We start from the raw sequence: 17,193 nt of genomic DNA, 5'->3' as shown, positions 1-17,193 counted from the left end.
AAGAAATCAAGGTAAATTGTAAGACAAAAAACCCGTTAAGTCGCAACAACCTAACGGGCTTTTGATCAATTACGACAAACTAGCACTTAAATTTGCTGAATACCTGCCAACAGCCAGCGAGGATCACCCTCAATTGGGCGCACAAAGTGCCAGATTTCTTTGAAGGGCACCGCAGGAGAATTCAGGCTCTCGCTCACACGACCACTAAATTCAACACTGGCCACCATACGGCCACCTTCATTTACGGCCTCGATGATTTGCAAATTCAGCTCAGGGAACTCAGCGACATCCTGATTGCTGCCAATTTCATCTTTAAGTTGCATAAACAACTCAGGCGTCATATAGCGGCGCATTTCTTCCGCTTGATCTGGCGAGTTAAGCGCTTGCATATGCAAAAAGCTAGCACGTGCCTGACGGAGAAAAGCAGCCGCCTCAGTGCCATCTGGCAAACGGCTAATCGGCGTGGCAGGAGCTGAGTAAGTGCCACCAGCTCCTTGCCCGATGCGGAATCCGCCACTCAAATCTTGTGGCTGTGGCGCTGACTCAAATGCCATCGGTTGTTGTGGTACAGGGCTCATTGCTGGTGTCGCACCAGCATAGTGATTAGCCTGTGCCACAGGGCGGGTATTACGGCGACGAAGCAACATTACGCCACCAGCAGTCAACGCCCCCAACAGCAACAAGGTGCCCCATGGAATACCACCATCACCCTGCGCAGTACCTGATGCATTGTGATTGCCCAGCATATAACCCAACAAGCCACCGGCCGCTAAGCCCCCCAATACGCCCCCCATCATGCCCATGCCACTTTTCTTTTGCTGCACGGGTACTGGTGCCATCGGCGCAGGTTGCTGAGGTGCAGCCTGGCGTTGCGGAGCAGGCGCGGCTTGACGCTGCATCCCGGCAGATCGGCCACCGCCGACACGTTTGGCCTCCGCAATGTGACTAGCAAACAATGTCGTGCTCATTAATACGACCATCAAAGTTTGACTAAAACGAGCCATAAAGTATTTATCCTGTCATTCGGGATGAGTTGATCAATGCCCTATTAGTATGGGCGAGGAGCAACAAGTTCAATCAAGCTGCAAAAATATCTGAATATCATGCAACAAAAAATAAGGGTATAGCGAGCGAAACCAGCTCTACCATACCCTACATTTAAATACATAGTACGTGTATTGAGATTTTAGCTACCGCGATGCCCACGCTCAATCGTGACACCAACGCGCCCAACGTCTTGCAAGATATTCAGTTTGGTCACCGACACCTTGATCCAAGGTGCGCCAAAATCATGGAGCAGAATGTGGGCGATATGCTCGGCCAAGGCCTCGATCAGCAAAAAATGCTTTTCGGCCATTACCGCGCGCAAATGCTTAACGACTTTGTCGTAGTCGATGGTATCGACCAAATCATCGCTCACACAGGCGCGTGCCGACGGCAGGCCGATTTCCAAGTCCAGCTCTACCGCCTGCGACTGGGTGCGCTCCCAGTCATACCAGCCAATCACCGTATCGGCGCGCACTTGCTGCAAATAAATAATGTCCATATTCGGATCGCCCTACCGCCGCCGCTACGCAGAACGCTTTGAGCAGGTGGCGGATTAGCTTAGAATCAAAAGCTCATGATTGTAGTGGAATTTGGGATGAACCTCACCTTAGTATTTTTCATCATCGCCGCCTATTTGATTGGGTCTTTATCTTTCGCCGTCATCGTTAGCCGTGTTATGGGTCTGGCCGATCCGCGCAGTTACGGCTCGAACAATCCCGGCGCGACTAATGTCTTGCGCTCAGGCAATAAAAAAGCCGCCGCCCTCACTCTATTGGGCGATGCACTCAAAGGCTGGGTCGCCGTTTTTGCCGCGCAGCAGTTTGCCCCCATCGCAGGCGTTAGTGCGGGCCTGCCATTCGATCAACTCATCGCAGCCGTGGCCTTAGCAGTCACCATTGGGCATATGTGGCCGGTGTTTTTTCAATTTAAAGGCGGCAAAGGTGTTGCGACTGCGGCCGGCATCTTGTTGGCATTGAATGGCTGGCTGGGTTTGGCAACCTTGGGGATCTGGCTGTTTGTGGCCAAAGGGCTCAAAATTTCTTCGCTCTCGGCCATTTGTGCTGCCATCGCTGCGCCGTTTTTATGCTGGCTATTTTTACCCGTCCCCGCCTACCTTGCCGCGGTCATTGCAATTAGCCTATTGCTGATTGTGCGTCATAAGCAAAACATCCTTGGTCTGCTCAGTGGTAAGGAAGGAAAAATCGGGGACAAAGCTTAGCTGAGTTGCACATTGTTTGTTATGTGGTGATGGAAACTCGTGCGGCATGCCAGCGACCAACAACAGGCAAAAGAATTAGCATTAGCTAATGAAAGTTTTTCGCAAAATTCATGTCATCACATACGCTTTCAGGGATAAAATACTACCCGTAAAAATAAAACACTAAGGGATAGCAATGAAAACAACTCACAAAATTTTAGCCTCTGCCTTACTCGCACTCAGTCTTACCCCTGCACACGCCGCATTCCAAAGTTATGTAGGCACTGATGTTACCTACAAAATTGACTGGAGCCAGAGCTGGCTCAGCGGACTGAGCGCCAGCCTGAATGGCAACACTCTGATGTTCACTAAAAGCGATGGCAGCAGCATTGCCAGCCAGAGTTCTTCAGGTAATGGCGATTTGACCAAAAATACAAAACCGGTCGATTTATATAGCTGGTTCACCGTTGAAGCGAACAAGGGTAAGCAGATTAGCGATATCCATGCGGAGCAAATTAGCGATATCAAACTTAACACTGCTGCAGGCAAGCAAAACTTAAACCCTGCCAACCCTTTCATATCTGCCGCGGTGAGCACCACGGTTGGGGTGCTGACGCCCGGCAATGGCTCAGGCTGGCAATGGGTGGGGTATAGCACGCTTACCGATAACAAATCGCTGCAATTTGCTCAAGTTGGAAATAAAGCTGTGCCTTTGTATTCTTCAATGAGCTTTGGCGATTCATTGATTGAAAACGGCGCGGTTATCCCACAAAGCCCGTGGCTCAACTTATCCTTCGATACTTATTTCTACGTTAACGGCCATAACTATGCCAACCTACCAAACACATTCGCCAACGTGGCTTTAAATGGTTTGGGTGTGACCGTTGATACCATCGCGGCTCCGGTTCCAGAACCAGAAACTTATGCGTTAATGGGTTTGGGCTTGCTAGGCTTGATTGCAGCTCGTCGTCGCAAAGTACACAACTAAGTCATTTGCCCCCCGAATAAAAAAACCGAGCAGCTAGCTCGGTTTTTTTATTCGGGCACTGAAAAATCAATTAGCTTGCCTGTTTGGTGTGATCCCGCACAATGCGCGCTTTTTCCCGCTGCCATTCGCGCTCTTTCTCGGTCTGGCGTTTATCGTGCTGCTTTTTACCTTTGGCCACGCCGATTTCGAGCTTAATATAGCCACGGGTGAAATGCATATTCACTGGAACAATCGTATACCCAGCGCGATCAACCTTCATCGCCAATTTTTCAATTTCGCGCTGTTTGAGCAGCAGTTTGCGAGTACGCACTACGTCCGGCAAGACATGTGACGAGGCATTAATCAGCGGTGAAATATGGCAGCCAAACAGCCAAAAATCGCCATTTTTATAAATCACGTATGATTCTTTGAGCTGAACACGGCCGGCGCGGATCGATTTGACTTCCCAGCCTTCAAGAACAATCCCCGCTTCGAGACGTTCTTCAATAAAATATTCGTGAAACGCCTTACGGTTGTCGGCGATAACCATGCCGTATCATCCTGTACTGCAAAAAGAAAGAATTCTAGCACTCCCAAGGCCCCACTGACCATGAAACGTATTTTTTGCCTGTATACCGGTGGCACAATAGGCTGCACAGATAGTCCTAATGGGCTAACCCCTCAGCAGGGTATCTTGATCAAGCCTATTGATGAATTGGCACAGCTGCATATACCCAGTGTAAAGATTGAATATTCAGAATATCCGGTCGCGCTCGATTCTTCGGCAATGACTCCAGAGCACTGGCGGCAAATCGCGCAAGATATCGCCGAGCGCATGGATCAATTTGATGGCTTTATCGTGCTACATGGCACCGATACAATGGCGTGGACTGGCGCGGCACTGCATTGGCAACTGGCCCATTTGGCCAAGCCGGTCATCCTCACTGGCGCGCAGCGCCCATGGGTACATAACGGTAGCGATGGGCCAGCTAATTTTCAGCTGGCGCTACAGGCTGCATCCAGCGAACAGGGTGGCGTACAGCTGGCGTTTGGCGGACTCGTCTTGCCCGCCTACTGCGTCAAAAAACTGGACGCTGATGCTGACACCGCGTATGGCGCACCTAACGCGCCGTTAGCCGCTCCGAGCAACTCACATCAGCCGTTTACACTGCACGCGCTCAATGCAGATCGGGCGATTTTGGCGCTAAAACTGTATCCAGGCTGCGAAACGGCCATTGCCGCGATGATCAATAGCCAAGCATGGCATGGCATCGTGATCGAGAGCTATGGCAGCGGTAATTTGCCGCAGCATCCGGCGTTGATTACTGCCTTAGCCCAACAAGCGCGCGGTGGCACCATTATCATTAATTGCACCCAATGTATCGCCGGAGAAGTGCGTCAAGGGCTGTATGCCGCAGGCGATATTTTTAACACGCTAGGCGCTTGGCCAGCGGGTCGGCGCAGCGTCGAAGCGGCTGGCACTTGGCTGTATACCCATTTAGGGCGGCAAGCGCCCGAAGTTTTACGCCAACAGTGGCAATCGGTCGCCAGTCTGTGATATAGTCGCGCCCTGTTGTGATTGAGGTGCAAACCAAACATCGCAACGCCACGATACGCTGATGCAGATCAGCGGCTTCGACGGCGGGTCTCCCCGCATAGCTAGAAGGTGAACTTGGTCAGGTCCGGAAGGAAGCAGCCACAGCTTTTGATGCTAGTGCCGGGGGTCGGGCTCGCCACCTCCTCCCCAAAATTCATTGCAATTGCTATTACCTAACGAGCTACTCTCTAGTTGCTGAACAGGTATATTCCGCCATGCAAAGACATAATTCGCTTACAGCCATATACCCCGCAAATACCATCAACCATATCGGCCAAACTCTCTTTTGGCATCAATGACAGCACCGATTTTCTCACACTAACACTCTGCAATAATTTTGCGCCACATCAAAGCACGCAAGGCGTTCAAGGCGCACTATACGTTTCGCAAGCTGATGCTTCGTGTATCTCCAGTGGTCATTGAGCGCCGATCTTTTGATCGGCGTTTTTTTTCGTCCGCTTTCTTGTCACACGCCCTGCCCCCCTGCATAATCGCCGCACTTAAAGTGGCGCAACTCAAGTGAATATCATCCTGAGTCAGACCGTACAATCACAATGCGGCAACGCCTCAAGCAGGGAAAAACCACTTTGATTCAAAAAATATTCTGGGGCTAACCGCATGAAATTTATCTTTGACCTTTTTCCGATCCTGCTTTTCTTTGGTGCTTATAGCTATACCGATGATATTTATATCGCAACAGGCGTCACCATCGCCGCCACGATTGGCCAAGTGATTTATAGCTGGGTACGACACCGCCATGTGGACAATATGCTGTGGATCAGCTTGGTGCTGATTACTGTCATGGGCGGCATGACTATCATTTTTCACAATAAACAGTTCATCATGTGGAAACCCACGGTGCTGTATTGGCTGTTTAGCGTAGTGCTAGTTGGCGCATGGCACCTCAAGCAGAATAACTTAATCGAAAAACTGATGGGCGCATCGCTTGAACTACCCCGCCCGATCTGGACCAAATTGATGTACGCCTGGGCCTTGTTTTTCTTGCTGATGGGCGCACTTAATATCTATGTGTTTCACAACTTTTCAGAAGCGCTTTGGGTCAAATTCAAAGTATTTGGTACTTTGGTACTGACATTGGGCTTCGTTGTAGCGCAAAGTGTCTACCTGTCGAAACATATGCAACCCGAACAGCAGGACAAACCTGCTGATTCTGAATAATTTTTAAGGATAAATGATGCCTTTATATGCGATTATCGGCACCGACAAACCGGACTCACTGACGGATCGCTTGGCGGTGCGTCCAGCGCATCTAGAGCGTATGGAAGTACTAAAAAATGAAGGTCGCTTGATTTTAGCAGGCCCGTTTCCTGCGATTGATAGCGTTGATCCGGGTCCGGCGGGTTTTAGTGGTAGCCTGATTGTGGCCGAATTTGACAGCCTTTCAGCGGCGCAAAGCTGGGCTAGTGAAGACCCTTACAGTACGAATGGCATTTTTACCGAAGTCGTGGTAAAACCCTTTCGTCATGTTTTACCTTAAGAGTCTGGTATCATGAACATCGCCGACGAAATCCGCAGCCGTTTGGCTGCACTAGAGTTTGAAAGTATTGAGCTTTTTGACGATAGCGCAGCGCATCTTGGTCACGCTGGCGCAGCCAGTGGCGGTGGGCATTTTGAATTAACGATTGTATCGAACGCGTTTATTGGAAAAAAGTCACTGGAGCGCCACCGTATGGTCTACCAGCCCTTATCTGATCTGATTCCGCATCGTATACATGCACTGAGTATCCGAGCTTTAACGCCGGATGAATTTTGATGTTGGCTATTTTGAACGAAGGAAATCGCATGTTTAAAGCAAACCGTTTGGCTCTGGCCATTGCTGCTGCTAGCTTGTCAGCTAGTGTTTTTGCTGCTCCGGCAGGTACTGTGGCCACCGTCAATGGCGTCGCTATTCCACAAGCTAAATCTGACGCATTCGTCAACGATTTGGCACAACGCGGCCAAAAAGACTCACCAGAGTTGCGCGCGAAAATCAAAGATGAACTGATCAAAAACGAAGTGGTTTACCAAGAAGCCATCAAAAAAGGCATGGATAAAAATCCAGAAGCGATGGCACAACTGGATATGCTGAAACAGCGCGTTGTGATTGGTGCTTTCATTAATCAGTACGTAAAAGCTAATCCAATCACCGACGCTGAATTGCGCAAAGAATACGACAAAATCAAAGTGAACTTCGGCGGCAAAGAATACAAAGCGCGCCACATTTTGGTTGCTACAGAAGCTGAAGCACAAGCCATCATCGCCGACCTAAAAAAAGGCAAAAAATTTGATGAGCTAGCTAAAGCAAAATCAATGGACAAAGGTTCAGGCTCACAAGGTGGCGATCTAGGCTGGGCAAATCCAAAGAACTTCGTACCTGAATTTGGTGGCGCATTGGAAAAACTGCCAAAAGGCAAAATTTCTGACCCTGTAAAAACTCAGTATGGTTTCCATGTAATCAAACTTGATGATGTGCGTGAAGCTAAAGGCCCATCGTACGAAGAAGTGAAACCTCAACTTGAGCAACAAGTTCAAGGCCAACGTATTCAGAAGATGGTTGATGACTTGGTGAAAACCGCCAAGATTCAGTAAACATTTATCGTGCCAGTCCGGCTTAGTGCGGCAGGCGAAAAAAAACCGGATCATTGATCCGGTTTTTTTATCACTGGCTGTTGGCTTATTTTTTAGCTGGCGCACTAGCCGCAACGGCTTTGGTCGCTTTAGCATCAGGCTTAGCAGTAGCTGCGGTCTTGGCATCGGCAGGTTTTGCTGATGCTTTTGGTGCTGCAGCTGGCACTGCCGCACTGGTTTTACCAGTTACAGTGACATCAGCTTTAATTTTTGCAAAGGTACCTTCTTTGATACCTGGTACTTTCATAATATCTTCTGGCGTTTTAAAGGCGCCATTTTTGGTACGATACTCAACAATGTCTTTGGCTTTTTCTGGGCCAATGCCTTTGAGTGCTTCCAATTCAGTTGCCGTAGCTGTATTAATATTTACTGCAGCAAATGCAGAAGCCGCCAATGCTAAGCTAGCAAACAAAGTCATGAGTAGTTTTTTCAACATTGCATTCCCCTAATTAGTTTTGAGATATTTGATACGTAAGCACTTACGCTCGATCACTATAGCATTCACAGCAAATAAAACCAGACTGAGTCAGTTGTTATTAAGGATTTGTCATGATCACCCCTGGGCAAACAGTACAACATTATGAGAACTTCCCGGTTGGCTCTTTACTACTACCAAAAGCATTCCGTCGCCCGATTGCCATCGTGTACCACATTGCACGTTATGCCGACGATTTAGCTGACGAGGGAGATGCCACCCAGGCAGAGCGCATTGCCGCACTGAATGAATGCAGCAATGAAATAGCGCGCATTGCCAACGGCACGCCACCAATAACCGCTCGCTTTCAGGCATTGGTTCCAATTGCACAGCAATATCAGATTCCATTGCAATTATTCGAAGATCTATTTTCGGCGTTTCGCCAAGATGTCGTAAAAACACGTTACGCCAATTTTGGCGAAGTGATTGATTATTGCCGCCGTTCGGCCAACCCAGTTGGACGCATCTTGCTGCATATTTTTGGCTATACCGATGCCAAAATGCTCGCACAATCGGATGGCATTTGCACCGCCTTGCAACTCGTGAATTTTTGGCAAGATGTCGCCATCGACCTAAAGAAAGATCGCATTTACCTGCCACAAGACGAGTTGGAAAAATATGGGGTCAATGAAGCCCAATTATTTGCTGGCCATAGCAACCCTGCGTTCAGTCGCCTAATGGCTTTTCAGTGCAATCGTACCCGCAAAATGCTGCGAGCAGGATCACCACTCGGTCGCGCACTACCAGGCCGCATCGGGCTTGAGATTCGTACCATCGTGCTCTCTGCCGATCGAATCCTCACTAAATTGCAACAAGTCAATTACGATGTCTACTCCGCTCGCCCCACGCTGGGCACATTGGATTGGCCAATTATCTTATATCAAGCCATCAAAGCTGGTTTTGCATCCACCCCCACTCAAACAGGTTGTCACTAAGCAGCATGAAAGTCACACAAACCCAACAACGTGCTTTACTTCGAATATTCACCGCAAAAACTTGGCCACAACGGCTGGGTGCATTACTCATCGTCGGGCTTGCCCTCTGGAGCTATCTCAAGCCTAGCCCACCGACATCGGGCGAATTACAACGCGGGATGCAGTTAAGTGCCCAAGTGGTAGGTGTGGCTGATGGTGACACGATCACGGTACTCAGCGATGATCGAAAACAATATAAATTGCGCCTCGCTTTCATCGATGCTCCCGAAAAAGCAATGCCATTTGGTCAAGTTGCCAAGCAAGCGCTATCTGATCTGATCTACCGGCAAACCGTTACAGCCTCCATCATTGATGTCGACCGCTACGGACGTGGTGTTGCCGTGATTGAGCACAATCAACGCGATATCAACCTTCAGCAGGTCACGGCGGGACTGGCTTGGCATTACACCCAATATACCAAAGGCCAGAGTTCGACTGATTTTGAACGTTATGAATCTGCACAGACTCAAGCAAAATCACAAAAGACTGGCTTATGGGCCGATCAGCACCCAACGCCGCCATGGGACTGGCGCAAAGCGAACCGCAATAACTAGGGAATTGAGTGATGAAAATCAGAATCGTGGTACTGAGCAGCCTGTTAATCATCACACTGGCGATCACCGCCGTATTTGTGATCCAGCAAGAACGCGAACGAGACGGTCATTGGCCTTGGCCATTGAATGGCCAAATCATCAACAACAGCAATCTAATAATTACGGTATGGGACGATGATCATGGCAATTACACGCTAGGCGCGCAACAACGCAGCAGCAAGGCATTAGATATTGATCATGCGCTAGAACCAAGCACCGGTCGCTGGTGCAAATTAGGAGCGCATACGCTGATTGTGAATCCGGATGGGCGCTTTGCCAATTGCAGCTGCTACTCGCTTAGCAAAGGCCGCCCCTGCATTCAGTTTTAATGCGCCATTTCGCCACCCAATAAAAAACCACGCCCAAGGGCGTGGTTTTTTATTCAATTGCAGCAGCTTATACGCGACGGAAAACCAGCGTACCGTTGGTGCCACCAAAACCGAAGCTATTGGAAATAGCCACGTTAATTTTCATATCACGTGCAGTATTGGCGCAGTAGTCCAAATCACAACCCGCTTCAATGTCTTGTTCAAACAAATTGATAGTAGGAGGCGACACTTGGTTATGTAAGGCCAAGATCGAATAAATCGCCTCAACACCACCCGCACCACCCAACAAGTGGCCAGTCATTGATTTGGTTGAATTCACCACGACTTTCTTCGCATGATCACCCAAAGCGATCTTCAGTGCGTTAGTTTCGTTGGCATCACCCAATGGCGTTGACGTACCGTGGGCATTCACATAATCAACAGCATCAGCGTTCAGACCAGCATCACGTAGAGCATTCAAGACTCCACGCGCAGGGCCATCAGCATTTGGCGCAGTGATGTGATGCGCGTCAGAACTCATACCAAAGCCTACCAGCTCTGCGTAGATTTTCGCGCCACGTTTTTTAGCGTGTTCATATTCTTCCAGTACCAAGACACCAGCACCTTCGCCCATTACAAAGCCATCACGGCCTTTATCCCATGGACGAGACGAGGTAGCAGGATCATCATTGCGTGTCGACAGTGCTTTCATTGCCGCAAAGCCGCCAATCCCCAATTTAGAGATCGCGCCTTCCGCACCACCCGCCACCATAATATCCGCGTCGCCGTACTGAATCATACGCGCCGAGTCACCGATACAATGCGCACCGGTGGTACACGCCGAAACGATACCATACGATGGACCTTGGTAGCCCTTGATGATCGATACGTGACCAGCAATCAGGTTTACCAAAGAACCAGGAATAAAGAAAGGGCCAATTTTACGTGGTCCACCATGAACCACGTCGACGCCAGTATTTTCGATCAGCGGCAAACCACCGATCCCCGAGCCAATGTTCACGCCAACGCGTGTTTTATCGAGACCCGCAATATCATCAAGGCCAGCATCTGCCACCGCTTGCAACGCCGCAGCAATACCATAATGAATGAATACATCCATACGGCGGGCATCTTTCGGGCTGATATACTGACCAATATCGAAATCTTTAACTTCACCTGCAATTTGACAAGCCAGATCGCTGGCATCAAATCGGGTGATCTTACCAATACCAGACTTGCCAGCAAGCAGGTTGGCCCAGCCAGTGGCAACATCATTGCCGACGGGGGAAACTTGACCCAAACCGGTAACAACTACTCTGCGTTTAGACACGTGGGGGTACTCCGCTTCAAAACCGGCGTCTAGCCGGCAGCGCTTCAAACAATTGTTTTAGCAGCGCCAGATAAAATAAAACCCCCGCTACAGCAAGCCATAGCGGAGGTCTGGAATCACCGAGATTACTTGTTCAGGTGAGCGTTAACGTAGTCAACTGCTTGTTGAACGGTAGTGATTTTTTCAGCGTCCTCGTCAGGGATTTCGCACTCGAATTCTTCTTCGAGAGCCATAACGAGTTCAACGGTGTCGAGTGAGTCGGCGCCGAGGTCGTTAACAAACGAAGAGTCAATCTTAACGTCAGTTTCTGGCACGCCCAGTTGCTCAGCAACAATCTTCTTCACGCGCTGTTCGATGTTTTCCATGGATTTAGTTCCCAAGCCTTTTTTAGCTTAATTTCTGAAAAGTGCGTTCGCATTCTACCAAAAAATTGGTCCTGCAAACAGTTACATGATGCAATAAAGCGCAAATTTACTATTTTTTGAGTAATTTTGCTACCGCCCAGACAGATTTTTATCACACCTTATCCGGCAATATCGCAACTTGGTCGCGATTTTACCCGATTAATTCATAAACATCCCACCATTTACATGGATGGTGTTGCCTGTGATGTACGCCGCTTTATCCGAAGCCAAAAAGCCCACGGCATCTGCGATATCTTGTGGATCACCCAAACGACCCAAGGCAATATTGGCCACCAAATGTGCCTTTTGCTCGTCCGGCAGACCTTTGGTCATATCGGTATCGATAAAGCCAGGTGCTACGGCATTCACCGTAACACCACGGCTGCCGATTTCTTTGGCCAACGATTTGGTAAAGCCAAACAAGGCTGCTTTGGCTGCCGAATAGTTGGTTTGACCAGCGTTACCCGTAGCACCAACGACTGAGGCAATATTAATAATCCGACCCCAACGCGCTTTCATCATATTGCGCATCACAGCTTTAGATAATTTGTACACGGGCTTCAGATTGGTATCCATAATGGCATCCCATTCTTCGTCCTTCATGCGCATTAAGAGGTTATCACGCGTGATGCCGGCGTTATTGACTAAAATCGCAATCGCGCCAAATTCTTTCTCGATTTGCGCCACGATCGCGTCACACGCGCCGTCTTCAGTCACATTCAAACGCAAACCCGCACCAGTGGCGCCTGCGGTTTTCAGATAATCGCCAATTGCAGCAGCGCCACTATCACTGGTGGCCGTGCCAATCACCGTTGCGCCCATGCTCGCCAATTCCAGTGCAATCGCTTGGCCAATCCCGCGTGATGCCCCAGTTACTAGCGCTACTTTACCTTGCAAACTCATACCTACCTCTCACTGAGATAAACAGGGTATACACCCAGAGAACGCATACAGCATTATCCACAAGCATATACCTCAATTAATACAAATGAATTAAAGCGCCGCTTTCAATGTTTCCAACGAAGCGCTATCAACCAAGGCCACAGATGGCAAATCGGCCGCAATCCGTTTATTCAAACCGACCAATACTTTGCCCGGACCGCATTCGGCCATCACAGTCACGCCATCGGCGACCATTTTTTGCACGGTTTCTACCCAGCGCACTGGCTGGTAAAGCTGGCGCACCAGCGCATCACGCACCGCAGCAGCGTCGCTGTATGCAGCGACATCAGCGTTATGCAGTACTGGTACTTTTGGCGCGTTAATTTCGATCGTGGCCAATTTGGCGGCTAATTTCTCTGCCGCAGGCTTCATCAGATCGCAATGCGATGGCACAGACACCGGCAGCAATAAGGCGCGTTTGGCACCGCGTGCTTTACAAGCCTCGCAGGCGCGCTCAACTGCGGCTTTCGTACCGGCAATCACCACTTGGCCCGGCGAATTAAAGTTCACCGCCTGCACCACTTCACCTTGCGCAGCTTCAGCACACGCAGCAATGATTTCTTCGTCAGCCAAATTCAAAATCGCCGCCATCGCACCCGTGCCCGCTGGCACGGCTTCTTGCATCGCTTCAGCACGCAGGCGCACCAAGGCCAACGCATCGCCAAAGCTAATCGCTTCGGCGGCCACCAGTGCCGTGTATTCACCCAAACTATGCCCAGCCATCACGGCCGGCATTTGGCCACCATTAGCCAAATAAGCACGCCATGCAGCCACGCCGGCCGCCAACATCACCGGCTGGGTATTGACCGTCGCGTTCAGCTCTTCAGCCGGACCTTCATTGATCATCGCCCACAAATCTTGACCCAATACACTGGATGCCTCGTCAAAAGTGGCTTTCACCACGGCGGAATCCGCCCAGCCATTCATCATGCCAATTGATTGTGAGCCTTGGCCCGGAAATACAAATGCTAACGACATTGCCAACTCCTTGTTAAGCGTGCGCCCTGAGCAGGCCCACATTCAAACAAATGTTTCAATACAGTAAAAACGGCGCATTGTGCGCCGTTTTGATTCAATCTCTTAAAACTTCGCGAGGATGGAGCCCCAAGCAAAACCGCCGCCAATTCCTTCCATCAGAATGGTTTGGCCACGCTGAATCTTACCCGACTTCACACCATGATCAAGCGCCAATGGAATCGATGCCGCCGAGGTATTACCCTGCTCGCCCAAAGTCACGATCACATTATCCATCGACATGCCCAAATGCTTGGCAGTCGACTCAATAATGCGCACATTGGCTTGATGTGGCACCAGCCAATCGATGTCGGTTTTTTCCAGACCGGCTTCGGCCAGCGTTTCTTCGGCAATATCAGCCAGCGCACGTACGGCAAACTTGAAGACCGCATTGCCTTCCATATAAATCCACGGCTCACCGTCGAGCACACCTTGTTTTGGGCGCGCAGCGGTTTTCAAAATGCCATTGTAGCGGCCATCCGCTTTGAGCTTGGTCGCCAAAATGCCCGGCTCTTCTGACGCGGTCAACACTACCGCACCAGCACCATCGCCAAACAAAATGCACGTGCCACGATCTTGCCAATTGATCAGGTTAGAGAGCTTTTCCGCACCAACTACCACCGCACATTTAGCAGCACCGCTTTTGATCATCGCATTGGCGGTAGTGAGTGCATACACAAACCCCGCGCACACCGCTTGCACATCAAAGGCAGGAAAACCATGCACGCCCAGCTTGTTTTGCAATAAACAGGCGGTCGACGGAAAAATATTATCGGGCGTCGTGGTGGCCACAATCAGTAAATCAACGTCTTCTTTGGCCACGCCCGCGCTTTCTAGCGCGCGCTCAACCGCAATCAGCGCCAAATCGGAAGTTAACTGCTCTTCAGACGCGATATGACGCGAAGAAATACCGGTGCGAGTCACAATCCATTCATGACTGGTATCGACGGTTTGAGCCAACTCATGGTTGCTTAAAATACGCTCTGGCAAATAAGAGCCAGTACCTGCAATACGAGAATAAATCACAACCCACTCCTTAGCCTGATCAACAATCTGCGCCTAGCGCATTCAATCAGGCGGACTGTTCCATTGCCGATTTTTCACCGGCATCTGTGGCTTCAAAATGCCGCAACTCATGCTGCACTTGATCGGTAATACGCTGAATCAGGCTGGAGCGAGCTTCCTCAACGGCCTGAGCCAACGCCCAGTAAAACGCAACTTCGTCTGCTCCGCCATGGCTTTTTACCACGATACCGCGCAAACCCAAGAACGACGCACCATTAAACCGGCGCGGATCCAATTTATGCTTAAAGCTTTTTAACACTGGCATTGCCACCAGCGCCAACAGCTTGGTAAACCAGTTACGCGTAAATTCAGCCTTTAAAAAAGTACTGAACATCTGCGCTACACCTTCTGAGGCCTTCAGTGTGATATTGCCGGTAAAGCCGTCACACGCCACTACATCGACCGTGCCTTTGTAGATATCATTACCTTCAACATTACCGACAAAATTCAGCCGCGTCTGACGCACCAGCTCTGCTGCCGCTTTAACGACCTCATTGCCTTTAATCTCTTCAGAACCCACATTCAGCAAGCCCACGGTAGGTGCATCTTTTTGCTTTAAGGCCCCAAACATCGCCGAGCCCATGATCGCAAACTGCGTCAGCTGCAGCGGCGTTGAGTCAACGTTAGCGCCTAAATCCAGCATCAAAGTTTGCCCCTTCATCGTCGGCATCAAACTAGCGATAGCCGGACGATCGATCCCAGGGATAGTTTTGAGCACAAAACGCGCCGTTGCCATCAAGGCGCCGGTATTGCCGGCCGATACGCACGCATTGGCCTCACCCGATTTAACGAGATTAATCGCCACGCGCATTGAAGAATCTTTTTTATTCTTCATCGCCAATTGCGGCGACTCATCCATCGCTACCACTTCGGAAGCGGCATGAATGCGTAAACGCGGGCCTGTTTGTGCCTGATGCGCTTTGAGTTCAGCCTCAATCGCATCCACCAGACCAACCAGCACGATATTCACATCGGGGTTATCGCGCAAAAAACGCAGGGCTGCTGGCACGGTCACATGAGCGCCGTGATCGCCACCCATGGCATCAACTGCAACGGTAATATCCATCTGAAATCCTAAAACGACGAACGGCGCAAGCGAGGGGTCTCACTTGCGCCGCAAGGCTAAGCAAAGCTTAGAGTGGCATTAAAGCGCGAATTACTCGCCTTTAGCCTTGATCACACGACGGCCTTTGTAAAAGCCGTTTGGAGAAATGTGGTGCGGGCGATGAACTTCACCAGTCGCAGCATCTACAGACAAAGCTGGTGCAGACAGGAAGTCGTGAGCGCGGTGCATGCCACGTTTCGAAGGTGATTTTTTATTCTGTTGAACTGCCATGTTAAAACTCCTTAATACTCAGTTGTCATTCCGCTTTCCTGGTTTTCAACTGAGCCAGGACTGCAAACGGATTAGGTTTATCGCTCGCCAATTTGGCTAGCGCTTCGTCGCCACCACATACTTCATGCGTCAGCGCTACGGGTAAAGCGAGCAAAATCTCATCTTCAACCAGTGCTTCAATATCCAGCTCCGGATCGATCAAAATACCTTCGAGGTCTTCGTCGAGCGCTTCGGCTTCGTCGATTTGTGTCTCGTCGGCAAATTGGGTCAACACGGTTTCACTGTGGAGCTGCCAAGGCGCGCCCAAGAGGCAACGCTGACACACCAGCTGCAGAGTACCCGTTACTTCTAAATAAAGCCAAGGGCGCTGCAGGCGATCTACGCCACTTTCGATATGCCAGAATACTTCACCTGACGTATCAGCCAACTGATCGGCAAGCCGGGAAAGTTGGGCAAGCGGTATAGAACCCTTAAGTTCTCTAGCTTCCTGCGCAAATTCCGCGCTATGTATCACAGTCATATTGGCTGCCGCGTAGAACCGGAAACCGCGCATGATATAATCTGCGACCTATGTCTGTCAAATGCGCGCGGTGCGCGGTAACTATTAAATTCTTATGAAAAAACAAGCCTCTCTGCCAAGCGATAAAAAAATACGTCTCGTGCTGGCCTCCACCTCGCCTTATCGCAAGGAATTACTGGAACGCTTAGGGCTAGAGTTCACCGTTGCCGCGCCAAATTTGGACGAAACCGCGCTTGCGGGCGAGAGCGCAGCACAAACCAGCGAGCGCCTCGCGATTGCTAAAGCGCGCGTACTGGCAGATCAATTTCCCAATAGTTTGATCATCGGCTCTGACCAAGTGGCGTTACTCAATGGTGAACAACTGGGCAAACCGGGTACACACGATAGAGCAGTCAAGCAATTACAAGCAATGCGCGGCCAAACCATCGCATTTCATACTGCGTTGGCACTGTACAACACCGCCAGTGACACGCATCAAAGTATCGTCGATGTGACCCGTGTAACGATGCGCAATTATACCGATGAACAAATCGAAACCTATTTACAGCGTGAGCAGCCGTACAACTGCGCGGGCAGCGCCAAGACTGAAGGCCTTGGCATTGTGATGATTGCCGCCATCGAAGGACGCGACCCAGCAGCCATTATTGGCTTGCCACTGATCGAGCTGGTTACCATGCTCAACAATGAAGGGATAGCTATTTTGTAATCAGCGCAACTGCATCGAGAGTATATCAATGCAGACCAATTTAATTATCATCGCTGGGCATATACCTAGCACCGTATCTAGATCGAGGT

Annotated in this window: 23 protein-coding genes and 1 other RNA gene; 12 read left to right on the top strand and 12 right to left on the bottom strand. The window is 50.0% G+C overall.

Going from position 1 to position 17,193, the window contains the following annotated elements:
• Positions 1 to 86: 86 nt before the first annotated feature.
• Together HZU75_RS11365 and HZU75_RS11360 are read right to left on the bottom strand one after the other, a co-directional pair.
• Positions 87 to 1,004 (bottom strand): Tim44 domain-containing protein, encoded by a 918-nt coding sequence (locus HZU75_RS11365; RefSeq protein WP_180306162.1) that lies wholly within the window; start codon positions 1,002 to 1,004, stop codon positions 87 to 89.
• Between the two features lie 182 nt (positions 1,005 to 1,186).
• A complete protein-coding gene (locus HZU75_RS11360) occupies positions 1,187 to 1,546 on the bottom strand; it encodes a dihydroneopterin aldolase (RefSeq protein ID WP_180306161.1) in 360 nt (119 codons plus the stop codon).
• Positions 1,547 to 1,642: 96 nt separating this feature from the next.
• On the opposite strand from HZU75_RS11360, the gene plsY reads away from it, so the two are divergent.
• Together plsY and HZU75_RS17440 are read left to right on the top strand one after the other, a co-directional pair.
• A complete protein-coding gene (gene plsY, locus HZU75_RS11355) occupies positions 1,643 to 2,266 on the top strand; it encodes a glycerol-3-phosphate 1-O-acyltransferase PlsY (RefSeq protein ID WP_180306160.1) in 624 nt (207 codons plus the stop codon).
• Positions 2,267 to 2,441: 175 nt separating this feature from the next.
• A complete protein-coding gene (locus HZU75_RS17440; protein WP_228028035.1) occupies positions 2,442 to 3,233 on the top strand; it encodes a PEP-CTERM sorting domain-containing protein in 792 nt (263 codons plus the stop codon).
• A gap of 70 nt (positions 3,234 to 3,303) precedes the next feature.
• Here HZU75_RS17440 and smpB read toward each other — a convergent pair whose 3' ends face one another.
• Positions 3,304 to 3,762: an SsrA-binding protein SmpB gene (smpB, locus tag HZU75_RS11345; RefSeq protein WP_157670298.1), complete on the bottom strand. Its 459-nt coding sequence runs from the start codon at positions 3,760 to 3,762 to the stop codon at positions 3,304 to 3,306.
• A 60-nt stretch (positions 3,763 to 3,822) separates the two neighbouring features.
• Here smpB and HZU75_RS11340 point away from each other — a divergent pair, with 60 nt between their 5' ends.
• From HZU75_RS11340 to HZU75_RS11315, 6 genes are all read left to right on the top strand, one after another.
• On the top strand, positions 3,823 to 4,770 hold the full coding sequence (locus HZU75_RS11340) for an asparaginase (protein ID WP_180306159.1): 948 nt from the start codon (positions 3,823 to 3,825) through the stop codon (positions 4,768 to 4,770).
• Positions 4,771 to 4,852: 82 nt separating this feature from the next.
• Positions 4,853 to 4,950: signal recognition particle sRNA small type (ffs, locus tag HZU75_RS11335), an RNA gene on the top strand.
• A gap of 477 nt (positions 4,951 to 5,427) precedes the next feature.
• On the top strand, positions 5,428 to 5,988 hold the full coding sequence (locus HZU75_RS11330) for a septation protein A (RefSeq protein ID WP_180306158.1): 561 nt from the start codon (positions 5,428 to 5,430) through the stop codon (positions 5,986 to 5,988).
• A gap of 16 nt (positions 5,989 to 6,004) precedes the next feature.
• Positions 6,005 to 6,307, top strand: a complete 303-nt coding sequence (locus tag HZU75_RS11325; protein WP_180308807.1) for a YciI family protein — start codon at positions 6,005 to 6,007, stop codon at positions 6,305 to 6,307.
• Positions 6,308 to 6,319: 12 nt separating this feature from the next.
• On the top strand, positions 6,320 to 6,583 hold the full coding sequence (locus tag HZU75_RS11320; RefSeq protein WP_180306157.1) for a BolA family protein: 264 nt from the start codon (positions 6,320 to 6,322) through the stop codon (positions 6,581 to 6,583).
• A 29-nt stretch (positions 6,584 to 6,612) separates the two neighbouring features.
• A complete protein-coding gene (locus HZU75_RS11315; RefSeq protein ID WP_180306156.1) occupies positions 6,613 to 7,398 on the top strand; it encodes a peptidylprolyl isomerase in 786 nt (261 codons plus the stop codon).
• Between the two features lie 85 nt (positions 7,399 to 7,483).
• Here the strand turns inward: HZU75_RS11315 and HZU75_RS11310 are convergent, their stop codons facing one another.
• A complete protein-coding gene (locus HZU75_RS11310; RefSeq protein ID WP_180306155.1) occupies positions 7,484 to 7,873 on the bottom strand; it encodes a ComEA family DNA-binding protein in 390 nt (129 codons plus the stop codon).
• Positions 7,874 to 7,986: 113 nt separating this feature from the next.
• Here HZU75_RS11310 and hpnC point away from each other — a divergent pair, with 113 nt between their 5' ends.
• The 3 genes from hpnC to HZU75_RS11295 are packed head-to-tail and all read left to right on the top strand — an operon-like array spanning position 7,987 to position 9,808.
• Positions 7,987 to 8,847 carry a squalene synthase HpnC gene (hpnC, locus tag HZU75_RS11305; protein ID WP_180306154.1) on the top strand — a complete coding sequence of 287 codons (861 nt, stop codon included), beginning with the start codon at positions 7,987 to 7,989 and terminating at the stop codon, positions 8,845 to 8,847.
• Positions 8,848 to 8,852: 5 nt separating this feature from the next.
• Positions 8,853 to 9,440 carry a thermonuclease family protein gene (locus HZU75_RS11300; RefSeq protein ID WP_228028034.1) on the top strand — a complete coding sequence of 196 codons (588 nt, stop codon included), beginning with the start codon at positions 8,853 to 8,855 and terminating at the stop codon, positions 9,438 to 9,440.
• An 11-nt stretch (positions 9,441 to 9,451) separates the two neighbouring features.
• The gene (locus tag HZU75_RS11295; protein ID WP_180306153.1) at positions 9,452 to 9,808 is read left to right on the top strand and encodes a hypothetical protein; all 357 of its coding nucleotides are present in this window, start codon (positions 9,452 to 9,454) and stop codon (positions 9,806 to 9,808) included.
• A gap of 67 nt (positions 9,809 to 9,875) precedes the next feature.
• Here HZU75_RS11295 and fabF read toward each other — a convergent pair whose 3' ends face one another.
• The 8 genes from fabF to HZU75_RS11255 form a co-directional block, all read right to left on the bottom strand.
• Positions 9,876 to 11,117, bottom strand: a complete 1,242-nt coding sequence (fabF, locus tag HZU75_RS11290; protein WP_180306152.1) for a beta-ketoacyl-ACP synthase II — start codon at positions 11,115 to 11,117, stop codon at positions 9,876 to 9,878.
• Between the two features lie 125 nt (positions 11,118 to 11,242).
• Positions 11,243 to 11,482, bottom strand: coding sequence for an acyl carrier protein (acpP, locus tag HZU75_RS11285; RefSeq protein ID WP_028449818.1), 240 nt, complete (start codon positions 11,480 to 11,482; stop codon positions 11,243 to 11,245).
• Positions 11,483 to 11,680: 198 nt separating this feature from the next.
• On the bottom strand, positions 11,681 to 12,424 hold the full coding sequence (gene fabG, locus HZU75_RS11280; RefSeq protein WP_180306151.1) for a 3-oxoacyl-ACP reductase FabG: 744 nt from the start codon (positions 12,422 to 12,424) through the stop codon (positions 11,681 to 11,683).
• 90 nt (positions 12,425 to 12,514) lie between these two features.
• The gene (gene fabD, locus HZU75_RS11275) at positions 12,515 to 13,441 is read right to left on the bottom strand and encodes an ACP S-malonyltransferase (RefSeq protein ID WP_180306150.1); all 927 of its coding nucleotides are present in this window, start codon (positions 13,439 to 13,441) and stop codon (positions 12,515 to 12,517) included.
• Positions 13,442 to 13,543: 102 nt separating this feature from the next.
• The gene (locus HZU75_RS11270) at positions 13,544 to 14,503 is read right to left on the bottom strand and encodes a beta-ketoacyl-ACP synthase III (protein ID WP_308419413.1); all 960 of its coding nucleotides are present in this window, start codon (positions 14,501 to 14,503) and stop codon (positions 13,544 to 13,546) included.
• 46 nt (positions 14,504 to 14,549) lie between these two features.
• Entirely contained in the window at positions 14,550 to 15,608 is a 1,059-nt protein-coding gene (plsX, locus tag HZU75_RS11265; protein WP_180306149.1) for a phosphate acyltransferase PlsX, read from the bottom strand.
• Positions 15,609 to 15,698: 90 nt separating this feature from the next.
• Complete coding sequence (rpmF, locus tag HZU75_RS11260; protein WP_157670101.1) at positions 15,699 to 15,878, bottom strand: 50S ribosomal protein L32; 180 nt, start codon at positions 15,876 to 15,878, stop codon at positions 15,699 to 15,701.
• 25 nt (positions 15,879 to 15,903) lie between these two features.
• Positions 15,904 to 16,431, bottom strand: coding sequence for a YceD family protein (locus HZU75_RS11255; protein WP_180306148.1), 528 nt, complete (start codon positions 16,429 to 16,431; stop codon positions 15,904 to 15,906).
• Positions 16,432 to 16,492: 61 nt separating this feature from the next.
• Between HZU75_RS11255 and HZU75_RS11250 the strand changes: the two genes are divergently transcribed.
• A complete protein-coding gene (locus HZU75_RS11250) occupies positions 16,493 to 17,104 on the top strand; it encodes a Maf family protein (protein WP_180306147.1) in 612 nt (203 codons plus the stop codon).
• Positions 17,105 to 17,193: the final 89 nt, after the last annotated feature.

This window comes from Chitinibacter fontanus, from assembly GCF_013423785.1.
Taxonomy (GTDB): Bacteria; Pseudomonadota; Gammaproteobacteria; order Burkholderiales; family Chitinibacteraceae; genus Chitinibacter; species Chitinibacter fontanus.
Note: the sequence above shows the minus strand (reverse complement) of the source record. Positions and strands in the feature narration are given on the sequence as shown.